This is a genomic window from Pseudomonas sp. P20 (genome assembly GCF_016463925.1).
Lineage (GTDB): Bacteria > Pseudomonadota > Gammaproteobacteria > Pseudomonadales > Pseudomonadaceae > Pseudomonas > Pseudomonas aeruginosa.
In genome coordinates, this window is the sequence record NZ_JAEMVM010000012.1 from 19,101 (window position 1) to 40,987 (window position 21,887).

The 21,887-nt window shown below is 71.5% G+C and carries 12 protein-coding genes; 8 read left to right on the plus strand and 4 right to left on the minus strand.

Annotation, left to right across the window (positions count from 1 at the left end; translation table 11 throughout):
- Positions 1 to 193 precede the first annotated feature (193 nt).
- Positions 194 to 1,582, plus strand: coding sequence for an MFS transporter (locus tag JHD77_RS17630; RefSeq protein ID WP_003103910.1), 1,389 nt, complete (start codon positions 194 to 196; stop codon positions 1,580 to 1,582).
- Between the two features lie 16 nt (positions 1,583 to 1,598).
- A complete protein-coding gene (ssb, locus tag JHD77_RS17635) occupies positions 1,599 to 2,096 on the plus strand; it encodes a single-stranded DNA-binding protein (protein WP_003114685.1) in 498 nt (165 codons plus the stop codon).
- An 88-nt stretch (positions 2,097 to 2,184) separates the two neighbouring features.
- On the opposite strand, the gene pchA is transcribed toward ssb, so the two are convergent.
- The 4 genes from pchA to pchD are packed head-to-tail and all read right to left on the minus strand — an operon-like array spanning position 2,185 to position 6,312.
- Positions 2,185 to 3,615: an isochorismate synthase PchA gene (pchA, locus tag JHD77_RS17640; protein WP_003118152.1), complete on the minus strand. Its 1,431-nt coding sequence runs from the start codon at positions 3,613 to 3,615 to the stop codon at positions 2,185 to 2,187.
- Positions 3,612 to 3,917, minus strand: coding sequence for an isochorismate lyase PchB (pchB, locus tag JHD77_RS17645; RefSeq protein ID WP_003106950.1), 306 nt, complete (start codon positions 3,915 to 3,917; stop codon positions 3,612 to 3,614). The genes pchA and pchB overlap by 4 nt, the downstream gene beginning before the upstream one ends.
- Entirely contained in the window at positions 3,917 to 4,672 is a 756-nt protein-coding gene (gene pchC, locus JHD77_RS17650) for a pyochelin biosynthesis editing thioesterase PchC (protein WP_003118153.1), read from the minus strand. Before pchC ends, pchB begins: the two co-directional genes overlap by 1 nt.
- The gene (gene pchD, locus JHD77_RS17655) at positions 4,669 to 6,312 is read right to left on the minus strand and encodes a pyochelin biosynthesis salicyl-AMP ligase PchD (RefSeq protein WP_015649689.1); all 1,644 of its coding nucleotides are present in this window, start codon (positions 6,310 to 6,312) and stop codon (positions 4,669 to 4,671) included. Before pchD ends, pchC begins: the two co-directional genes overlap by 4 nt.
- 229 nt (positions 6,313 to 6,541) lie before the next feature.
- Here pchD and pchR point away from each other — a divergent pair, with 229 nt between their 5' ends.
- The 6 genes from pchR (at position 6,542) to pchI (ending at position 21,844) form a co-directional block, all read left to right on the plus strand.
- A complete protein-coding gene (gene pchR / locus JHD77_RS17660) occupies positions 6,542 to 7,432 on the plus strand; it encodes a pyochelin biosynthesis transcriptional regulator PchR (RefSeq protein ID WP_003106955.1) in 891 nt (296 codons plus the stop codon).
- A 193-nt stretch (positions 7,433 to 7,625) separates the two neighbouring features.
- Positions 7,626 to 11,942, plus strand: a complete 4,317-nt coding sequence (gene pchE, locus JHD77_RS17665) for a pyochelin non-ribosomal peptide synthetase PchE (protein WP_034022205.1) — start codon at positions 7,626 to 7,628, stop codon at positions 11,940 to 11,942.
- Positions 11,939 to 17,368: a pyochelin non-ribosomal peptide synthetase PchF gene (gene pchF, locus JHD77_RS17670; RefSeq protein ID WP_023116519.1), complete on the plus strand. Its 5,430-nt coding sequence runs from the start codon at positions 11,939 to 11,941 to the stop codon at positions 17,366 to 17,368. The genes pchE and pchF overlap by 4 nt, the downstream gene beginning before the upstream one ends.
- Positions 17,365 to 18,414 (plus strand): pyochelin biosynthesis thiazoline reductase PchG, encoded by a 1,050-nt coding sequence (gene pchG / locus JHD77_RS17675; protein ID WP_023088845.1) that lies wholly within the window; start codon positions 17,365 to 17,367, stop codon positions 18,412 to 18,414. Before pchF ends, pchG begins: the two co-directional genes overlap by 4 nt.
- Positions 18,411 to 20,123, plus strand: a complete 1,713-nt coding sequence (gene pchH, locus JHD77_RS17680) for an ABC transporter ATP-binding protein PchH (RefSeq protein WP_023116520.1) — start codon at positions 18,411 to 18,413, stop codon at positions 20,121 to 20,123. Before pchG ends, pchH begins: the two co-directional genes overlap by 4 nt.
- On the plus strand, positions 20,120 to 21,844 hold the full coding sequence (pchI, locus tag JHD77_RS17685) for an ABC transporter ATP-binding protein PchI (RefSeq protein ID WP_023116521.1): 1,725 nt from the start codon (positions 20,120 to 20,122) through the stop codon (positions 21,842 to 21,844). The genes pchH and pchI overlap by 4 nt, the downstream gene beginning before the upstream one ends.
- Positions 21,845 to 21,887: the final 43 nt, after the last annotated feature.

A 21,887-nucleotide genomic window follows, 5' to 3' on the forward strand; every position in this document is an offset into this window, starting at 1 on the left:
GAAAACCGCTGATTATACGGCTGGCCGCTAGCGCGCGGCAAAGTGGCGCGCCTGTGCCGCGAGGGGGCGGACTGGTAGAATGCGCGGCATTTTTCCGGCGCGGGCATTGCCCCGGCCGCCCAGGAGCGGGCGGCGGCGCCATCGGCAGGGGCATGAGGCCTTGCCCTGCAGCGGTTTCTTCCATGAGGGTGTTATGCACGACTCACATACTGAGCGGATGAGCGGTACCGAAACGCGAGCGGCCGTCGGGCTGTCACTGGTATTCGCCTTCCGCATGCTCGGCATGTTCATGGTCCTGCCGGTGCTGGCCACCTACGGCCAGGACCTGGCCGGCGCGACCCCGGCGCTGATCGGCCTGGCCATCGGCGCCTATGGCCTGACCCAGGCGATCCTGCAGATTCCCTTCGGGACCATTTCCGACCGCATCGGCCGGCGCCCGGTGATCGTCGTCGGGCTGCTGATCTTCGCCGCCGGCGCGGCCCTCGCGGCCAATGCCGACTCCATCTGGGGGGTGATCGCCGGCCGCGTCCTGCAGGGCGCCGGGGCGATCTCGGCGGCGGTGATGGCGCTGCTCTCCGACCTCACCCGCGAGCAGCACCGGACCAAGGCGATGGCGATGATCGGCATGAGCATCGGCGTCTCCTTCGCCGTGGCCATGGTGCTCGGCCCGGTGCTGACCCATCTGTTCGGCCTGCATGGGCTGTTCTGGTTCACCGCCGGGATGGCGCTGGTCGGCCTGCTGCTGATCCTGTTCTTCGTCCCGCAGCCGGACCACATGACCCAGCACCGCGAATCCAGCGTGGCGCGCCAGGCCCTGCTGCCGACCCTGAAGCACGGCGACCTGCTGCGCCTGGACGCCGGCATCCTGATCCTCCACGCCATCCTCATGGCCAGCTTCGTCGCCTTGCCGCTGGCACTGGTGCACGAGGGGGGCCTGCCCAAGGAGCAGCACTGGTGGGTCTACCTGACCGCGCTGCTGGTCGGTTTCTTCGGCATGGTGCCGTTCATCATCTACGCCGAGAAGAAGCGTCGCATGAAGCGCGTGCTGACCGGCGCGGTGGCGACCCTGCTGGCCTGCGAACTGTTCTTCCTGGTCTTCGGTCACAGCCTGGCCATGCTGGTGGTCGGCACGGTGGTGTTCTTCACTGCCTTCAACCTGCTCGAAGCCTCGCTGCCGTCGCTGGTCAGCAAGGTCTCGCCGGCCGGCGGCAAGGGCACGGCGATGGGGGTGTATTCCACCAGCCAGTTCCTCGGCGCGGCGCTGGGCGGCATCCTCGGCGGCTGGATGTTCCAGCACGGCGGGCTGAGCATGGTGTTCATCGGATGCGCGGTGCTCGCTGCCCTCTGGCTGGCGATTGCTGTTACCATGCGCGAACCGCCTTATGTGACCAGCATTCGCCTGCCGCTCGCGCCCGCCGCGCTGCAGGACGCGGTGCTGGTCCAGCGATTCAGGGCGTTGCCCGGTGTGGCAGACGCCGTGGTGGTGGCCGAGGAGGCCGCCGCCTATGTCAAAGTGGATACCCAACAAGTGGATCGCACCGCCCTCGAGCGCCTGGCCCAGGCCGCGCCGGGCGGATGCTGAACCTTAGGAGAACGTCATGGCCCGTGGGGTTAACAAAGTCATTCTAGTTGGTAACGTCGGTGGTGACCCGGAAACCCGCTACATGCCCAACGGCAATGCGGTGACCAACATCACCCTCGCCACCAGCGAGAGCTGGAAGGACAAGCAGACCGGCCAGCAACAGGAGCGCACCGAATGGCACCGCGTGGTGTTCTTCGGCCGCCTGGCGGAGATCGCCGGCGAGTACCTGCGCAAGGGTTCCCAGGTCTACGTCGAAGGCAGCCTGCGCACCCGCAAGTGGCAGGGCCAGGATGGTCAGGATCGCTACACCACCGAGATCGTGGTCGACATCAACGGCAACATGCAGTTGCTCGGCGGCCGCCCCTCCGGCGACGATTCGCAGCGCGCCCCGCGCGAGCCCATGCAGCGCCCGCAGCAGGCCCCGCAGCAGCAGTCGCGTCCGGCCCCGCAGCAGCAACCGGCGCCGCAACCGGCCCAGGACTACGACAGCTTCGACGACGACATTCCGTTCTAAGCGACGCCCTTGCGGCGCGGCCCGTCCGCGCCACGGGCAGACCTTCGAAGACCCCCTGCCGCCCTCGGGCCGCAGGGGGTCTTCGTTTTCAGGCGACGCCGCGCTGCAAGGGCACTTCGTCCAGGCCGCCTATGGCGGATAGAGCTTCCCGCATGGCACTGAGCTTAAGGCAGGTTTCGCGATACTCGTGGGCCGGTTCCGAATCGCCTACCAGACCGCAGCCGGCGAACAGGTAGCCCCGGCCCGGCGTGAGCAGGGCCGAGCGCAGCGCCACCAGGAAATCGCCGTTGCCTTCGCCGTCGAGCCAGCCCAGCGGCGCGGCGTACCAGCCGCGGTCCATCCCTTCGTGCTGGCGGATGTAGTCCAGCGCCGCGCTGCGTGGGTAGCCGCCCACCGCGGGGGTCGGATGCAGCGCCTGCAGCAGCCGCAGGATGCCGCCTGCGTCGGCGAGGCGGGCGCGGATCGGCGTGTTCAGGTGCTGGACTCGCGCCAGTCGTTTCAGGCCGGGCGCATCGGGGATTTCCAGCACCTCGCTGAAGGGTTCCAGGGCCGTACGGATCGCCTCCACCACCAACTGGTGTTCGTGCCTGTCCTTGGCGCTGTCCAGCAGGGCCTGTCCGAGCCGCGCATCTTCCTGGGCATCGCCGCCGCGGGCGATGGTCCCGGCCAGGGCATGGGTGAGTGCCTCGCCGGCGCGAATGCGGACCAGGCGTTCCGGGGAGGCGCCGAGGAAGCAGGCGTTGCCGCGGCGACAGGCGAACAGCTGGGCGTCGGCATGTTGCAGACGCAGGTGTTCGATGACCTGCCACGGCTCGATGTCGCCGAGAGGCCGGGCCTGGGTGCGGGCCAGCACGACCTTGCCGAAGCGTCCCTGGCGGACACTGCTTACCGCGTCGCTCACCTTGGCTTCCCATTGCCTGCGCTCCTGCGCCGAAGCGTCGCCCTGCGCGCCAGCGGTCGGCCCCGAGGGCCGGCGTCTGGCCGGCTGCCTCAGGCGCAGTAGCGCCGAGCAGTGGTAGGCGGCCAGGGCCAGGGCATCTTCGCCGGGCTTGGCCAGGTGTTGGCAGAGTACCCGGTAGCGTTCGCCCTCGCGCAGCACGGTGATGCCGGCGAGCATCAGGCTGGCATCGGCGAAGGCTTGCCAGTGTTCCTCGCGCGGGCCGCGCGGATCGAAGCGGAATCCGCCGCACAGGCGCGGCGCCAGCGGGCCCTCGACCACGGCGTCGGCGCAGAGCAATTGCCAGTTTTCCTCGATCCGGGCGAAGCGCTGTTCGCCGTGGCCTTGCAGCTCCAGGGCGCTGCCCCAGGCGAAGAACGCCAGCTCGGGCTGTTCCCAGTACAGGCAGGGCGTTTGCCGGTCGTCCCAGGCACCGAATACCTGCAGCGGGTCCAATGGGTCGATCTCGAACGATGCCGCCACCAGCACCGGACGATCGAGCGCCTGCGCCTGGCCGATGGCGCGCTCGAAGGTGCCGCGCAAGGCGTGCAGGCACTGGCTCAGGGGCGCCAGCCGGCTCATGCGGCACCCCGTGTCTGGCGCCAGTACTTGATCTGCTCGGCGATGTACCAGTGGATGATCTGCGCGAACAGTCCCTCGACGAAGGGCGCGTCGAGTCCGTTTTCCTCGGCCCAGCGGGCGCGCTCGGGGAGCATCGCGGCGACCCGCTCGGGCGCCGGAATCGCCGCCTCGCTGGCCTTGAAGCGCGACGCCGCCTTGACGTAGTCCATGCGGCGGCCGAGGGCCTGGACGATATCCAGGTCGATCCGGTCGATGGCCTCGCGGATGTCCGCCAGGCCGGTGCAGTCTTCGGGAGTTTTCATCATGCAACCTCTCGGGAAAGGGCGTCGGGATGTGCGAGGCGGCGCAGCAGGTGCTCGATCACCGCGTCGCGCCCCTCGCTCAGGTAGAAGTGGCCGCCAGGAAAGCGCCGCAGCCTGGCGGGAGTCCGGCTGGCGTCGCTCCAGGCCTGCGCCTCGGCGGCGCTGACTTCCTCGTCGTGCTCGCCGAGGAGGACGTCGAGGGCGCAGGCCAGGGCGATGGGCTGCGCCCGTCGGTAGGTCTCGATCGCCTGGTAGTCGGCGCGCAGGATCGGCAGGAACAGCGCGCGCAGGTCGGCGTCCTCGAGTAGCTCGCTGGCGCCACCCTGGCGGCGGACGTCCTCCAGCAGCGCCGCCTCGTCGCCGCGGTGCAACGCGCCGCCGCGTTGCCGGTGCGGTGCCGGATGGGCGGAGACGAACAGGTGGCGCAGCGGCGCGCCGGCGCTTTCCAGGCGCAGGGCGGTTTCGTAGGCCAGCGCCGCGCCGAGACTGTGGCCGAACAGCGCCAGGGGCGCGTCGGCGAAATCGCGCAGGGCGAGGGCGGCGCCGTCGGCGAGGTCCTCCAGGCGGGTGGCCGGCGCCTCGTTGAAGCGGTCCTCGCGACCCGGGTACTGCAGGGCAAGCAGGTCGATGTCTGGCGGCAGGCGTTCGCTCCAGCTACGGAAGAAGCTGGCGCTGCCGCCTGCATGGGGGAAGCAGGCCAGGCGCAGGTGCGGCATCGGCGTCAGGCGGAACGGCCGGACCCAGGCGGCGCTCATGCGCGGGCCTCCAGCTCGCGGCGCAGGCGCTCGCGCAGGTCCTTCTTGCTGATCTTGCCGATGCCGGTCTGGGGGAAGGCCGGGACCAGCTCGATGCGGTCCGGCACCTTGAACGCGGCCAGCCCGCAGGCGTGCAGGTATTGCTTCAGCTTCAGCGCCGAGGGCGCCGGCTGGCGCGGGATGACGAAGGCGCAGGTGCGCTCGCCGAGCAGGCTGTCGGGCATCGCCACGACGGTGGCGTCGTGCACCTGCGGATGGGCTATCAGCAGGTTCTCCACCTCTTCCGCGGCGATCTTCTCGCCGCCGCGGTTGATCTGGTCCTTGTCGCGGCCCTCCACCACCAGGTAGCCGTCCTTGTCGCGGCTGACCCGGTCGCCGGTGCGGTAGAAGCCGTCCGCGCTGAAGGCCTTGGCGTTGTGTTCGGGCAGGCGGTAGTAGCCGCGGATGGTGTAGGGACCGCGCACGGTCAGTTCGCCCACCTCGCCGGGGCCGACCTCGCGGCCCTCGGCGTCGACCACCCGCACTTCGTCGTCCGGCGACAGCGGCCGACCCTGGGTATGCAGCACGCGTTCGGGCGGATCGTCCAGGCGGGTGTAGCAGATCAGCCCCTCGGCCATTCCCAGCACCTGTTGCAACTGGCAGCCGAGCACCGGTTCGACGCGTTGCGCGGCACTGCTGCCGAGCCTGGAGCCGCCGACCTGGAGCAGACGCAGGCTGGATAGATCGGCGCGGCGGCTTTCCTGGGCATCCAGCCAGAGCATCGCCAGCGGCGGTACCAGGGCGGTGTGGGTGACCCGTTCACGGGCGATCAGGGCGAAGCAATGCTCGGGATCGGCGCGCTGGCTGACCACCACGCGGCCGCCGGCCAGCAGCGTGCCGATCACTCCGGGGCAGCAGAGAGTGAAGTTGTGCGCCATCGGCAAGCCGGTGAGGTACACCGTGTGCTCGTCGAAGCCGCAGACCTCGGCGCTGGCGCGGACGTTGTAGAGATACTCGCGATGACGCCGGGGAATCAGCTTCGGCGTGCCGGTGGTGCCGCCGGACAACTGGAAGCAGGCGATATCCTCGGCGCGGGCGGCGCAGTCTTCCAGCGCGTCGGCCTGGTACAGCGGTGCCAGCGCTTGCAGCGGCGCCTCGGCCTCGCCGTGGATCAGCGCCATCTGGCAGGCGCCGCTGGCGAGCAGCTCACGGGCCATCGGCCGTGGGTCGAAGCCGTCGATCCGTTCGGCGCCGATGTAGGCCTTGGCCTCGGCGAAGCGACAGAAACCGCTGATCTCATGCTGGCGATGGGCGGGGAGGGCGAGCACCGGGCGTACGCCGAGCTGGAACAGGGCGAAGCAGGTCTCGACGAAGGCGATGCCGTTGGGCAGGTGCAGCACTACCGTGTCGCCATGTGCGAGGCCGGCCTGGCGCAGTCCGGCTGCCAGGCGGCGGCAGCGCTGGAGCAGGTCGGCATAGCTGAGCCGCTGGTCGTCGTCGCAGAGCGCGATCCGCCGCGGATGGCGCGCGGCGCTGGCGGCCAGGGCTTCGGCGAAGTTCTGGTCCTGCCAGTGGCCGGCGTCGAGATAGCGGCGGACGAAGGCGGCGGGCCAGTCGGGGGCGTCGTCGACGGCCGATGGGGTGACGGGCGAGGAAGTCATGCGATCTCCGTGGATGCGGTCGATTGCCATTGCTGGGAAATGAGATTTATTATCATTGGCGGGCGGCAGGGACCGCGCAAGCCCGCGCCTTTCGATTGCGGGGCTTTTTCATTCGCTGCAGGGGCGGAGTGCAGGGCGCTTTGTCCATCTCCGCTAAAAAGTCCCCCTGCCCCCACGTATCCAGGAAGGCGTCGCCGCGTCGGCAGCGCCCGGGCTACAGGAAAACCTGATGACCATCACCATCATTGCTCCGCCACAGGCCGATGCCGCCGCGCCGGCACCGGGCAACCGGCCCGGCGTCGCGCACATCGATCCGAACATGAAGCTGGTGACCGGAACCTTCTGTTCGGCCAGCGAGGACTGGTTCGAGGAACCGCTGGAGCGCGGCCTGCGCCTGATCCTCGTGCAGAGCGGCCAGTTGCGCTGCCGGATTCCCGGCCAGCCCGAGCACCTCATCGAGGGGCCGAGCCTGTGCACCATCGCCAACGATGGCGACTTCACCTCGGCGCAGATCTACGGCACCGACAAGCCGTTGCGCTACACCATCGTCCAGCTCGGCGTCGAAGCCCTGGACAGCCGCCTCGGCTGGCTGCCCGAGCAACTGATACGCCGCCCCGGCGGCGATCCGCGAATCATGAGCTGCCCGGCGCCGCGGGCGATGCAGGCGTTGGCCTCGCAGATCGCCACCTGCCAGATGCTCGGTCCGACCCGCGATCTCTACCTCGGCGGCAAGGCCCTGGAGTTGGCCGCGCTCAGCGCACAGTTCCTTTCCGGCGAGGGGCGCCCCGTCGAGGAGCCGCGCATCACCTGCTCGGAGGTCGAGCGCATCCACGCCGCCCGCGACCTGCTGGTCGGCGCCTTGCAGGAGCCGCCGTCGCTGGACACGCTGGCCAGCCGCGTGGGCATGAACCCGCGCAAGCTGACCGCCGGCTTTCGCAAGGTGTTCGGCGCCAGCGTATTCGGCTACCTGCAGGAATACCGCCTGCGCGAGGCGCACCGGATGCTCTGCGACGAAGAGGCGAACGTCTCCACGGTGGCCTACCGGGTGGGCTACAGCCCGGCGCATTTCTCCATCGCTTTCCGCAAGCGCTACGGCATCTCCCCCAGCGAGATCCGCTGAGTCTCCGCGACGACCCCCGACCCGGCCACGGGAGGGGCGTCGCCGCTGCGGGATGACGCTGCATCTAACGAAACAGTCCGGCTGTCTAAAGCATTGCCGGCCAGGCCTCCCAGGCAAGTGAGATAAGGTCGCATTTGATAATCGTTGCCAGGAACTGGCAACCGACCTCAGATGCTTGCCCTAGGGAGCCCCCATGGATCTGCCCCCCGATTCCCGTACCGCCCTGCGCGACTGGCTGACCGAGCAGCTCGCCGACCTGCTCGGTGAACCGCTTGCCGACGTGCGCGCCCTGGCGGACGACGACGACCTGCTGGGCTGCGGCCTCGACTCGATCCGCCTGATGTACCTGCAGGAACGCCTGCGCGCGCGTGGCTCGACGCTGGACTTCGCCCAGTTGGCGCAGCGCCCCTGCCTGGGGGCCTGGCTCGACCTGCTGGCCTGCGCGGACCGGCTGTCCGCCCCGGCAACGGTCGCGCTGCCGACGGCGCAGGATCGCGACCAGCCGTTCGAGCTGTCTTCCGTGCAGCAGGCCTACTGGCTGGGACGTGGCGCCGGCGAGGTGCTGGGCAACGTCAGCTGCCATGCCTTCCTGGAATTCCGCACGCGGGATGTCGACCCGCAGCGCCTGGCCGCGGCGGCGGAGTGCGTGCGTCAACGCCACCCGATGTTGCGGGCGCGCTTCCTCGACGGTCGCCAGCAGATCCTTCCGACGCCGCCGCTGTCCTGCTTCGACCTGCAGGACTGGCGCACCTTACAGGTGGACGAGGCCGAGCGCGACTGGCAGGCGCTGCGCGACTGGCGCGCCCATGAATGCCTGGCGGTGGAGCGCGGCCAGGTGTTCCTGCTCGGGCTGGTGCGCATGCCGGGCGGCGAGGATCGCCTCTGGCTGAGTCTCGACCTGCTTGCCGCCGATGTCGAAAGCCTGCGCCTGCTGCTGGCCGAACTGGGCGTTGCCTACCTGGCGCCGGAGCGCCTGGCGGAGCCGCCGGCGCTGCATTTCGCCGACTACCTGGCGCGCCGTGCGGCGCAACGCGCCGAGGCCGCGGCGCGGGCCCGCGACTACTGGCTGGAACGCCTGCCGCGCTTGCCGGACGCGCCGGCCCTGCCGTTGGCCTGCGCGCCGGAAAGCATCCGCCAGCCGCGCACCCGGCGCCTGGCATTCCAGCTTTCCGCCGGCGAGAGCCGGCGCCTGGAGCGTCTTGCCGCGCAGCATGGCGTGACCTTGTCCAGCGTGTTCGGCTGCGCCTTCGCGCTGGTCCTGGCGCGCTGGAGCGAAAGCGCGGAATTTCTCCTCAACGTGCCGTTGTTCGATCGGCATGCCGACGACCCGCGTATCGGCGAGGTGATCGCCGACTTCACCACCCTGTTGCTGCTGGAGTGCCGGATGCAGGCCGGGGTGTCCTTCGCCGAGGCGGTGAAGAGCTTCCAGCGCAACCTCCACGGAGCCATCGACCACGCCGCATTCCCCGCCCTGGAGGTGCTCCGCGAGGCGCGCCGGCAGGGCCAGCCACGCTCGGCGCCGGTGGTGTTCGCCAGCAACCTGGGCGAGGAGGGCTTCGTCCCGGCGGCCTTCCGCGACGCTTTCGGCGATCTCCACGACATGCTCTCGCAGACCCCGCAGGTCTGGCTCGACCACCAGCTCTACCGGGTGGGCGACGGTATCCTGCTGGCCTGGGACAGCGTCGTCGGCCTGTTCCCCGAAGGCCTGCCGGAAACCATGTTCGAAGCCTACGTGGGGCTGCTCCAGCGTCTCTGCGACAGCGCCTGGGAGCAGCCCGCCGATCTGCCGTTGCCCTGGGCGCAGCAGGCGCGCCGGGCCCTGCTCAACGGCCAGCCGGCATGCGCCACGGCGCGCACCCTGCATCGCGACTTCTTCCTTCGCGCCGCCGAGGCGCCGGATGCCGACGCGCTGCTCTATCGCGACCAACGTGTCACCCGCGGCGAACTGGCCGAGCGTGCGCTGCGCATCGCCGGCGGCCTGCGCGAAGCCGGGGTGCGCCCTGGCGACGCGGTCGAGGTCAGCCTGCCGCGCGGACCGCAGCAGGTCGCGGCGGTATTCGGCGTGCTCGCCGCAGGCGCCTGCTACGTGCCGCTGGACATCGACCAGCCGCCCGCACGGCGGCGCCTGATCGAAGAGGCCGCCGGGGTATGCCTGGCGATCACCGAGGAGGACGATCCGCAGGCCTTGCCGCCGCGCCTGGATGTCCAGCGCCTGCTGCGCGGCCCGGCGCTGGCCGCCCCCGTGCCGCTGGCGCCGCAGGCGAGTGCCTATGTGATCTACACCTCGGGCTCCACCGGGGTGCCCAAGGGCGTCGAGGTCAGCCACGCGGCGGCGATCAATACCATCGACGCGCTGCTCGACCTGCTGCGGGTGAACGCATCGGATCGCTTGCTGGCGGTCTCCGCGCTGGACTTCGATCTGTCGGTCTTCGACCTGTTCGGCGGCCTCGGCGCCGGTGCCAGCCTGGTCCTGCCGGCCCAGGAACAGGCGCGCGATGCCGCTGCCTGGGCGGAGGCTATCCAGCGGCATGCGGTGAGCCTGTGGAACTCGGCGCCGGCCTTGCTGGAGATGGCCCTCAGCCTGCCGGCGAGCCAGGCCGACTATCGCAGTCTGCGGGCGGTGCTGCTGTCCGGCGACTGGGTGGCCCTGGACCTGCCCGGCCGCCTGCGCCCACGTTGTGCCGAAGGCTGCCGCCTGCATGTGCTGGGTGGCGCTACCGAAGCGGGCATCTGGTCGAACCTGCAGAGCGTCGATACGGTGCCGCCGCACTGGCGTTCGATTCCCTACGGCCGGCCATTGCCGGGACAGGCCTACCGGGTGGTCGACGCCCACGGGCGCGACGTGCCGGACCTGGTGGTCGGCGAGTTGTGGATCGGCGGCGCCAGCCTGGCCCGCGGCTATCGCAACGATCCCGAACTCAGCGCCCGGCGCTTCGTCCACGATGCCCAGGGCCGCTGGTATCGCACCGGCGATCGCGGTCGCTACTGGGGCGACGGTACCCTGGAATTCCTCGGTCGGGTCGACCAGCAGGTGAAAGTGCGCGGCCAGCGCATCGAGTTGGGCGAGGTGGAGGCCGCGCTGTGCGCCCAGGCTGGCGTGGAGAGCGCCTGCGCGGCGGTGCTCGGCGGTGGCGTGGCGAGCCTCGGCGCGGTGCTGGTACCGCGCCTGGCGCCACGGGCCGAAGGCTCCATGGAACTACCGGCCGCACAGCCCTTCGCCGGCCTGGCAGAGGCCGAGGCGGTACTCACCCGGGAAATCCTCGGCGCGCTGCTGGAGGCGCCGCTGGAGCTAGACGACGGTTTGCGCCGGCGCTGGCTGGACTGGCTAGCGGACTCCGCCGCCAGCGCGCTGCCGTCGCTCGACGAGGCGTTGCGCCGGCTCGGCTGGCAGGCCGCGGGGCTGACCGCGATGGGCAACGCTCTGCGCGGCCTGCTCGCCGGCGAACAGGCGCCGGCCGCGCTGCTCCTCGATCCCTGGCTGGCGCCGCAGGCGGTGGCCGCGCGCCTGCCGGACGGCCGCGAGGCCCTGGCGCGCCTGCTCGAAGCGCTGCCGACGCCGGCTGCCGGCGAACGCCTGCGGGTGGCGGTGCTGGATACCCGCGCCGGGCTCTGGCTCGACCAGGGCATGGCCTCGCTGTTGCGCCCGGGGCTGGAACTGACCCTCTTCGAACGCAGCCGCGTCCTCCTCGACGCCGCCGCCACCCGCTTGCCGGAACGGATCGTGGTGCAGGCGCTGGACGACGGCCTGCTACCTGCCGAGCACCTCGGTCGCTACGACCGGGTGATCAGCTTCGCCGCGCTGCACGCCTACGAGGCCAGCCGCGAAGGCCTGGCGCTGGCGGCGGCGCTGCTGCGCCCGCAGGGCCGCCTGTTGCTGGTGGACCTGCTATGCGAGTCGCCACTGGCGCTGCTCGGTGCGGCCTTGCTCGACGACCGGCCGCTGCGCCTGGCGGAGTTGCCGAGCCTGTTGGCCGATCTCGCCGCTGCGGGACTGGCGCCGCGTTGCCTGTGGCGCAGCGAACGGCTCGCCCTGGTCGAGGCGCTGGCGCCGGGACTCGGGCTCGACGCCGCCGCGCTCCAGGCCGGCCTGGAGCAACGCCTGCCCCAGGCGATGCGGCCCGAACGCCTGTGGTGCCTGCCAAGCCTGCCGTTGAACGGCAATGGCAAGGTCGATCGTCGCCGCCTGGCCGAGAGCATGACCCGCGCACTCGGCGAGTGTCGTCACGAGCCCTCGGCGGAGGAGCCGCTGGAAGCCCATGAGCAAGCGCTGGCCGAGTGCTGGGAAGCGGTTCTCAAACGCCCGGTGCGTCGTCGCGAGGCGAGCTTCTTCAGCCTCGGCGGCGACAGCCTGCTGGCGACCCGCCTGCTGGCCGGCATACGTGAGCGTTTCGGCGTACGCCTGGGCATGGCCGACTTCTATCGCCAGCCGACCCTGGCCGGTCTTGCCCGCCACTTGCAGGCGCAGACCGTCGAAATCGAGGAAACCCAACTGGAAGAGGGCGTGCTATGAGCCTCGGCGAACTGCTGGAAACCTGCCGCAGCCGGCGCATCGAACTCTGGAGCGAGGCGGGCCGCCTGCGCTATCGCGCCCCCCAGGGCGCCCTCGACGCCGGCCTCGCCGAGCGCCTGCGGGCCGAGCGCGAGGCCCTGCTGGAACACCTGGAAGGCGGCCCTGGCTGGCGCGCCGAACCCGACCTGGCCCACCAGCGCTTCCCGCTGACCCCGGTGCAGGCCGCCTACGTGCTGGGCCGCCAGGCGGCCTTCGACTACGGCGGTAACGCCTGCCAGCTGTACGCCGAGTACGACTGGCCGGCCGACACCGATCCGGCGCGCCTGGAGGCGGCCTGGAACGCCATGGTCGAGCGCCACCCGATGCTGCGCGCGGTGATCGAGGACAACGCCTGGCAGCGCGTGCTGCCCGAGGTGCCCTGGCAGCGGCTGACCGTGCATGCCTGCGCGGGGCTCGACGAGGCCGCTTTCCAGGCGCACCTGGAGCGGGTCCGCGAACGCCTCGACCACGCCTGCGCGGCGCTCGACCAGTGGCCGGTCCTGCGCCCCGAGCTGAGTATCGGCCGGGATGCCTGCGTACTGCACTGCTCGGTGGATTTCACCCTGGTCGACTACGCCAGCCTGCAATTGCTGCTTGGCGAATGGCGCCGCCGCTATCTCGATCCGCAATGGACGGCGGAACCGCTGGAGGCGACCTTCCGCGACTATGTCGGCGTCGAGCAGCGCCGACGCCAGTCGCCAGCCTGGCAGCGCGACCGCGACTGGTGGCTGGCGCGTCTCGACGCGCTACCGGGGCGTCCCGACCTGCCGCTGCGGGTGCAGCCGGACACCCGGTCCACGCGCTTCCGGCACTTCCACGCGCGCCTCGACGAGGCCGCCTGGCAGGCGCTCGGCGCGCGCGCCGGCGAACACGGCCTGAGCGCTGCCGGCGTGGCCCTGGCGGCCTTCGCCGAGACCATCGGTCGCTGGAGCCAGGCACCGGCGTTCTGTCTCAACCTGACGGTACTCAACCGGCCGCCGCTGCATCCGCAGCTGGCGCAGGTGCTCGGTGACTTCACCGCGCTCAGCCTGCTGGCAGTGGACAGCCGCCACGGCGACAGTTTCGTCGAGCGTGCCCGACGCATCGGCGAGCAGATGTTCGACGACCTCGACCACCCGACCTTCAGCGGCGTCGACCTGCTGCGCGAACTGGCGCGCCGGCGTGGTCGCGGCGCCGACCTGATGCCGGTGGTGTTCACCAGTGGCATCGGCAGTGTGCAGCGCCTGCTCGGCGATGGCGAGGCGCCGCGCGCGCCACGCTACATGATCAGCCAGACCCCGCAGGTCTGGCTGGACTGCCAGGTCACCGACCAGTTCGGCGGCCTGGAGATCGGCTGGGACGTACGCCTCGGGTTGTTCCCCGAGGGCCAGGCGGAAGCCATGTTCGACGACTTCGTCGGGCTGCTCCGGCGCCTGGCGCAGAGCCCGCGCGCCTGGACCGACGGCGATGCCACGGAACCCGTCGAGGCGCCGCCGCAGGCGTTGCCCGGTAGTGCCCGGAGCATCGCCGCCGGTTTCGCCGAGCGTGCCCTGCTGACCCCCGACGCCACGGCGATCCACGATGCCGCCGGCAGCTACAGCTACCGCCAGGTCGCCCAGCACGCCAGCGCCCTGCGCCGCGTCCTGGAAGCGCACGGCGCGGGCCGTGGCCGGCGGGTCGCGGTGATGCTGCCGAAAAGCGCCGCGCAATTGGTCGCGGTGATCGGCATCCTCCAGGCCGGCGCCGCCTATGTGCCGGTGGACATCCGCCAGCCTCCGCTGCGGCGCCAGGCGATCCTCGCCAGCGCCGAAGTGGTCGCGCTGGTCTGCCTGGAAAGCGATGTCCCGGACGTCGGCTGCGCCTGCGTGGCCATCGACCGGCTGGTCGCCGACAGCGCCTGGCCGCCACCGCCCGCGGCGGAGGTGGCGGCGGACGACCTCGCCTACGTGATCTACACCTCCGGCTCCACCGGCACGCCCAAGGGCGTGATGCTCAGCCATGCAGCGGTGAGCAACACGCTGCTCGACATCAACCAGCGCTACGGCGTCGACGCCAACGACCGCGTCCTCGGCCTCGCCGAGCTGAGCTTCGACCTCTCGGTCTACGACTTCTTCGGCGCCACCGCGGCGGGGGCCCAGGTGGTCCTGCCGGACCCGGCGCGCGGCAGCGATCCTTCGCATTGGGCGGAACTGCTGGAACGCCACGCCATCACCCTGTGGAACTCGGTGCCGGCCCAGGGCCAGATGCTCATCGATTACCTGGAGAGCGAGCCGCAACGCCACCTGCCGGGACCGCGCTGCGTGCTCTGGTCCGGTGACTGGATTCCGGTCAGCCTGCCGACCCGCTGGTGGCGGCGCTGGCCGGACAGCGCGCTGTTCAGCCTGGGCGGCGCCACCGAGGCGGCGATCTGGTCGATCGAGCAGCCGATCCGCCCGCAGCACACCGAGCTGGCCAGCATCCCTTATGGCCGTGCCCTGCGTGGGCAGAGCGTGGAAGTCCTGGATGCCCGCGGGCGGCGCTGCCCGCCGGGCGTGCGCGGCGAGATCCATATCGGCGGGGTTGGCCTGGCGCTCGGCTACGCCGGCGATCCGCAGCGCACCGCCGAACGCTTCGTCCGTCACCCCGATGGCCGTCGCCTGTATCGCACCGGCGACCTCGGCCGCTATCTGGCCGACGGCAGCATCGAGTTCCTCGGCCGCGAGGACGACCAGGTGAAGATTCGCGGCCACCGCATCGAACTGGCCGAGCTGGACGCCGCGCTGTGCGCTCATCCGCAGGTCAATCTGGCGGCCACCGTGGTGCTCGGCGAGACCCACGAGCGCAGCCTGGCCAGCTTCGTCACCCTGCATGCGCCGGCGGAGGCTGGCGAGGATCCGCGTACGGCGCTCGACGCGGTGCGCCAGCGGGCGGCCCAGGCCTTGCGCCGCGACTGGGGCAGCGAGGAGGGCATCGCCGCGGCGGTGGCCGCACTCGACCGTGCCTGCCTCGCCTCGCTGGCCGCCTGGCTGGCCGGCAGCGGTCTGTTCGCCAGTGCGACGCCGCTGGACTTCGCCACCCTGTGCCAGCGCCTGGGTATCGCCGAGGCGCGCCAGCGCCTGCTGCGCCACTGGTTGCGCCAGCTGGAGGAGGGCGGCTACCTGCGCGCCGAGGGCGAGGGCTGGCTGGGCTGCGCCGAGCGTCCCGCGCAGAGTCCGGAGGACGCCTGGACGGCGTTCGCCGGCTGCGCGCCGGCGGCGCTCTGGCCGGCCGAGCTGGTCGCCTACCTGCGTGACAGCGCGCAATCCCTCGGCGAGCAACTGGCCGGGCGGATCAGCCCGGCGGCGCTGATGTTCCCGCAGGGCTCGGCGCGCATCGCCGAGGCCATGTACAGCCAGGGCCTGCATGCCCAGGCGCTGCACGAGGCCATGGCCGAGGCCATCGCCGCCATCGTCGAGCGCCAGCCGCAACGGCGCTGGCGCCTGCTGGAGCTTGGCGCCGGCACCGCCGCCGCCAGCCGCACGGTGATCGCCCGGTTGGCGCCGCTGGTGCAGCGAGGGGCGGAGGTGGACTACCTGTTCACCGACGTTTCCAGCTACTTCCTCGCCGCCGCCCGCGAGCGCTTCGCCGACCAGCCGTGGGTACGCTTCGGCCGCTTCGACATGAACGGCGATCTTCTCGACCAGGGCGTGGCGCCGCACTCGGTGGATATCCTGCTCAGCTCCGGGGCCTTGAACAACGCGCTGGACACCCCGGCGCTGCTGGCCGGCCTGCGCGAGTTGCTGAGCGCCGACGCCTGGCTGGTGATCCAGGAACTGACGCGCGAGCACAACGAGATCAGCGTCAGCCAGAGCCTGATGATGGAGAACCCGCGCGACCTCCGCGACGAGCGCCGCCAACTGTTCGTCCACACCGGGCAATGGCTGGAGTGGCTGGCGGCACAGGGTGGCGACCTGGCTTGTGGGGTGGTGCCGCCGGGCAGCGCTCTCGACCTGCTTGGCTACGATGTCCTGCTGGCTCGCTGCAAGACCGACCGCGCCCGCCTGGAGCCGGCCGAGCTGCTGGCCTTCGTCGAAGCGCGGGTGCCGCGCTACATGCTCCCGGCGCAGTTGCGCGTGCTCGAACGCCTGCCGGTCACCGGCAACGGCAAGATCGACCGCAAGGCCCTGACCGGCTTTGCCCGCCAGCCCCAGGCGGACCTTCGGCATGGCGTCGCGCAGGCACCGGCCGACGAACTGGAGAATGCGCTGCTGGCACTCTGGCGGGAGGTGCTGGACAACCCGTTGCTGGGCGTCGAGCAAGACTTCTTCGGGGCTGGCGGCGACTCGCTGTTGATCGCCCAGTTGATCGCCCGTTTGCGCGAACGACTGGAAAGCGCCCGTCGGCATCCGTTCGATCGCCTGCTACGCTGGGCGCTCAGCCAGCCGACGCCGCGCGGCCTGGCCGAACGCCTGCGCAGCGCGCCGGAAGAGGGCCGTGGGCCAGCCCTGGCCGCGGCGCGCGGCGTCGCCCCGGCGCCGGCCGGCATGTCGCGCGCACCGCTCGCCGAGGGCGCGGTGGCGCTCGACCCGCTGGTGCGCCTGGTGCCCGGCGAGGGCGTGCCGCGGGTGCTGGTCCACGAAGGCCTCGGCACGCTACTGCCGTACCGCCCGCTGCTTCGCGCCCTGGGTGAGGGGCGGCCGTTGCTGGGGCTGGCCGTGCATGACAGCGACGCCTACCTGGCGATCCCCGCCGAGCATCTCAACGCCTGCCTCGGCCGCCGCTACGCCGAGGCGCTCCATCGCGCCGGGCTGCGTGAGGTCGACCTGCTCGGCTACTGCTCCGGCGGGCTGGTCGCCCTGGAGACCGCCAAGTCCCTGGTCCAGCGCGGGGTGCGCGTGCGCCAACTGGATATCGTCTCCAGCTACCGGATTCCCTACCGGGTGGACGACGAGCGCCTGCTGTTGTTCAGCTTCGCCGCGACCCTCGGCCTGGATACCGCGGCGCTCGGCTTCCCCGCGCCGGAACGTCTCGGCCTGGCGGTGCAGGCGGCGCTCGCGCAGACACCGGAGCGCCTGGGCGCCGAGGCGTTGGCGGGGCTACCGGGCCTGGCCGATCTCGTCGCCCTGCGCGGCCGCGTGCTACAGGCGGCCAGCGGTAGCGCCGACGCCGTCAGCGTCGAACGCGACACCCTCTACCGACTGTTCTGTCACTCGGTGCGTGCCAGCCAGGCCGCGGCGCCGGAGCCCTACGTCGGCGCGCTGCGGCTGTTCGTGCCGGACGCCGGCAACCCATTGGTGCCGCGCTACACCGAGGCCCTGGAGACCCAATGGCGGGCCGCCGCGCTCGGCGCGTGCGGCATCCACGAGGTGCCCGGCGGGCACTTCGACTGCCTGGGCGAAGCCCTGGCGCAATCCTTGTCGAAACCCATGCCAGAGGAGGCGAGCCGATGAGCGACGTCCGTTCCGTGGTGGTCGCCGGTTCCCGGTTCGGCCAGTTCTATGCCGCCGGCGTCGCCGCCGATCCGCGCTTCGTCCTGCGCGGCATCCTTGGCCAGGGCAGCCGGCGTTCGCGGGCGTTGGCCGAGCGCCTCGGGGTGGAGACCTGGTGCGAGGTCGAGGCGTTGCCGGACGATGTCCGCCTGGCCTGCGTCGCGGTCGGCGGCGCGGCACGCGGCGAGCAGGGCCCGGCGCTGGCCGAGGCGCTGATGGCGCGTGGCATCGACGTGCTGATCGAGCATCCGTTGCTGCCGCGCGAATGGCAGGACCTGCTGCGCAGCGCCGAGCGCCTGGGCCGGCGCTGCCTGCTCAACACCTTCTATCCGCAGTTGCCGGCGGTGGCGCGTTTCATCGAGCTGGGCCGCCAGTTGCATCGCCGGCGCGGCATCCGCCACCTGGACGCGGCCTGCGGGGTGCAGGTCGGTTTCGCCACCCTGGACATCCTCGCCGCGTTGCTGGAGGGCGTTGGCCCCTGGTCGCTGGAGTCGCCCTCGAACGACCTGTCGGCGATGCGCGGGCTGTCCCTGGTGTTGGCGGAAGTGCCGTTGAGCCTGCTCGTGCTCAACGAACTGGCGGCCGCCGACGACGGGCGCATGACCTTGTTGCAGCGCGTCAGCCTGACCACCGATCGCGGCACGCTGAGCCTGCTCAGCCCCCATGGCCCGTTGTTGTGGACGCCTGCGGTGGCGGTACCGGCAGAGGATGACGACGGCCTGTTCGCGCTGTTCGACGAGATAGCCGGCGAACCGCTGCCCAGCGCCCAGCTCTGGTATGCCGAACCGTGCAGCTGGGCCCAGGTGCACCAGCGCCTGTGGCCGGCGGCGGCGGCCGAGGCGCTGGCGCTGCTCGCCGACGGCGACGAGGTGCGTCGGCGCAACCAACGCAGCCTGGAGGTCGCCGCCCTGTGGCAGCGGATCGGCGAGTGCCTTGGCTTCCCTGAGGCGCCGCCGGCGTCGCTGGCGCCGGCGAGCCTGGAACAGGTGCTGGAGCAAGCCTCGTGACCCCGGTGCTGTGGCGCCTGCTGCGCACCTATCGCTGGCGGCTGGCGGCGGCCATGGGGTTGCAGGCCCTGGCCGGGCTCTGCTCGCTGTTGCCCTGGATGCTTCTCGCCTGGCTCGCCGAGCCGCTGGCGCGCGGCCAGGCGCAGCCGGCCCTGCTGGCCCTGGTGCTGCTGGCGGTGCTGGCCTGGCTGGGCTGCCAGGCGCTGGCCGCGCACCTGGCCCACCGGGTCGACGCGGACCTCTGCAACGACCTGCGCCTGCGCCTGCTGGCGCACCTGCAACGGCTGCCGCTGGACTGGTTCGGTCGCCAGGGCCCGGACGGCGTGGCGCGCCTCGTGGAGCAGGACGTGCGGGCCCTGCACCAACTGATCGCGCACGCTCCCAACGATCTCAGCAACCTGTTGGTGGTGCCGCTCGTCGCGTTGCTCTGGCTGGCCTGGCTGCACCCCTGGCTGCTGCTGTTCTGCCTGCTGCCGCTGGTGCTGGCCGCCGCCGGCTTCCTGCTGCTGCGCTCGGCGCGCTACCGCGACCTGGTGCTGCGGCGCAATGCCGCGCTGGAAAGGCTCTCGGCGGACTATGGCGAATTCGCCCACAACCTGCTGCTGGCCCGACAGTACCCCGGGGCCGGCATACAACAGGGCGCCGAGTCGTCGGCGGCGGCCTTCGGCGAAGCGTTCGGCGCCTGGGTGAAGCGGGTCGGCCACCTCGCCGCGCTGGTCTACGTGCAGTTGTCGACGCCCTGGCTGCTGGCCTGGGTCCTGCTCGGCGCGCTGGCCCTGGATGCCCTCGGCGTGCCGCTGGCGCTCGGCCAGGCCTGTGCCTTCCTGCTCCTGCTGCGGGCCCTGGCCGCCCCGGTACAGGCGCTCGGCCACGGCGGCGACGCGCTGCTGGGCGCGCGCGCCGCCGCCGAGCGCCTGCAGCAGGTGTTCGACCAGGCGCCGCTGGTCGAGGGCCGCTCGACCCGCGAGCCGGTCGATGGCGCGGTGGCGCTGCACGGCCTGGGCCATGCCTATGAAGGCGTGGAGGTCCTGGCCGATATCGATCTGGAGCTGGAGGATGGCAGCCTGGTGGCCCTGGTCGGTCCCTCGGGCTCCGGCAAGAGCACCCTGCTGCACCTGCTGGCGCGCTACATGGACGCGCAGCGCGGCGAACTGGAGGTTGGCGGCCTGGCACTGAAGGACATGCCTGATGCCGTGCGCCATCGGCATATCGCGCTGGTCGGCCAGCAGGCGGCGGCGCTGGAGATATCCCTGGCCGACAACATTGCCCTGTTCCGCCCCGATGCCGATCTCCAGGAGATTCGCCAGGCGGCCCGTGACGCCTGCCTCGACGAGCGCATCATGGCCCTGCCGCGTGGCTACGACAGCGTGCCGGGACGCGACCTGCAACTGTCCGGCGGCGAACTGCAACGACTGGCCCTGGCCCGTGCGCTGCTATCGCCGGCGCGCCTGTTGCTGCTCGACGAGCCAACCTCGGCGCTGGATCCGCAGACCGCCCGGCAGGTCCTGCGCAACCTGCGCGAACGCGGCGGTGGCCGGACCCGGGTGATCGTCGCCCATCGTCTGGCCGAAGTCAGCGATGCCGACCTGATCCTGGTGCTGGTCGCTGGCCGTCTGGTCGAACGCGGCGAGCACGCGGCGCTGTTGGCGGCGGACGGCGCTTATGCGCGCTTGTGGCGTGAACAGAACGGCGCGGAGGTGGCGGCATGACCCTGTTCGAACGAATGCGTGCGCTGCCCGAAGACTGCCGTGCCGCGTTGCGCCGGGCGAGCGCCTGGGCGGTCCTGGCGGCGCTGCTGGACGCCGCTTGCGGCGTATTGCTGGTGCCGTTGGTCGAGGCCTGGTTCGCCGAAGGCGCGTTGCCCTGGCGCTGGGTCGCCGCGTTGCTCGGCTTGAGCCTGGCGCAGGCGCTGTTGCAGTACCTGGCCCTGCGTCGCGGTTTCGCCGCCGGCGGCTCGCTGGCGGCTGGACTGGTGCGCAGCCTGGTGGCGCGCTTGCCGCGCCTGGCGCCGCCGGCGCTGCGCCGGGTCGCGCCGGCCGAAGGCCTGCTGCGCGGTCCGGTGATGCAGGCGATGGGCATTCCGGCGCACCTGCTGGGGCCGCTGATCGCCGCATTGGTGACGCCGCTCGGGGTGATCCTCGGGCTGTTCCTGATCGACCCGTCCATCGCCCTCGGCCTGCTCGTTGCCGGTGCCGTCCTCGCTGCGCTGTTGCGCTGGAGCGGGCGGCGCAATCTGGCGGCGGAGGATGCCCGGCTGGCCGCCGAGCGCGACGCTGCACGGCAGTTGCAGGCGTTCGCCGAACGCCAGCCGCTGCTGCGCGCGGCGCAGCGCGAAAGCGTCGCCCGCCAGGGGCTGGAAGAGGCCTTGCGCAGTCTCCACCGCAGCACCCTGGATCTGTTGCGGCGCAGCCTGCCCAGCGGCCTCGGCTTCGCCCTGGCGGTGCAGGCGGCGTTCGCCTTCGCCCTGCTCGGCGGCGCCTGGGCGGTGGAGCGGCAATGGCTGGACGGCGCTCGGCTGGTGGCCGTGCTGGTGCTACTGGTGCGCTTCATCGAGCCGCTGGCCCAGCTCACCCATCTCGACCAGGCGTTGCGCGGCGCCTGGCAGGCGCTGGATACCCTGCTGCGGGTTTTCGCCCTGGCTCCGCTGCGCAGCCCCGAGCCGGGCGAGCGGCCGCACGACGCCAGCCTGGCGGCCGAGGCCGTGGAATTGCGTCTGGAAGATGGCCGCGCCTTGCTCGAGGACATTTCCCTGAGGCTGGAGCCGGGTTCGCTGAACGTCCTCGTCGGACCCTCCGGGGCCGGCAAGAGCAGCCTGCTGGCGCTGCTCGGGCGGCTCTACGACGCCGACGCCGGGTGTGTCCTGCTGGGTGGCGTGGATATCCGCCGGTTGAGCGAAACGACCCTCGCCGCCAGTCGCAACCTGGTGTTCCAGGACAACGGCCTGTTCCGCGGCAGCGTTGCCTGGAACCTGCGCATGGCGCGAGCGGACGCCGATCTCGAAGCGCTGCGCGAGGCGGCGCGGGCGGTTGGCCTGCTGGAAGAGATCGAGGCCTGGCCGCAGGGCTGGGACAGCGACGTCGGTCCCGGCGGCGCGCTGCTGTCCGGCGGCCAGCGGCAACGCCTGTGCCTGGCTCGCGGGCTGCTCTCGACGGCGCCGTTGCTGCTGCTCGACGAGCCCACCGCCAGCCTCGACGCCGCCAGCGAGGCGCAGGTGCTGCGCAGCCTGCTCGGGTTGCGCGGCCGGCGCACCCTGCTGGTAGTGACCCACCGCCCGGCGCTGGCGCGTCAGGCCGACCAGGTACTGCTGCTGGAGGAGGGGCGCCTGCGCCTCAGCGGACGTCACGCCGATCTGCTCGTCCGGGACGACTGGTATGCCGGTTTCGTCGGGCTGGCGGGCGAGGAAAGTTCCGCGACGGTCGTGGATCGATAGAGAAAGACCGGCAATCGAAAAAGCCCCGTAGACGATTTCTTCA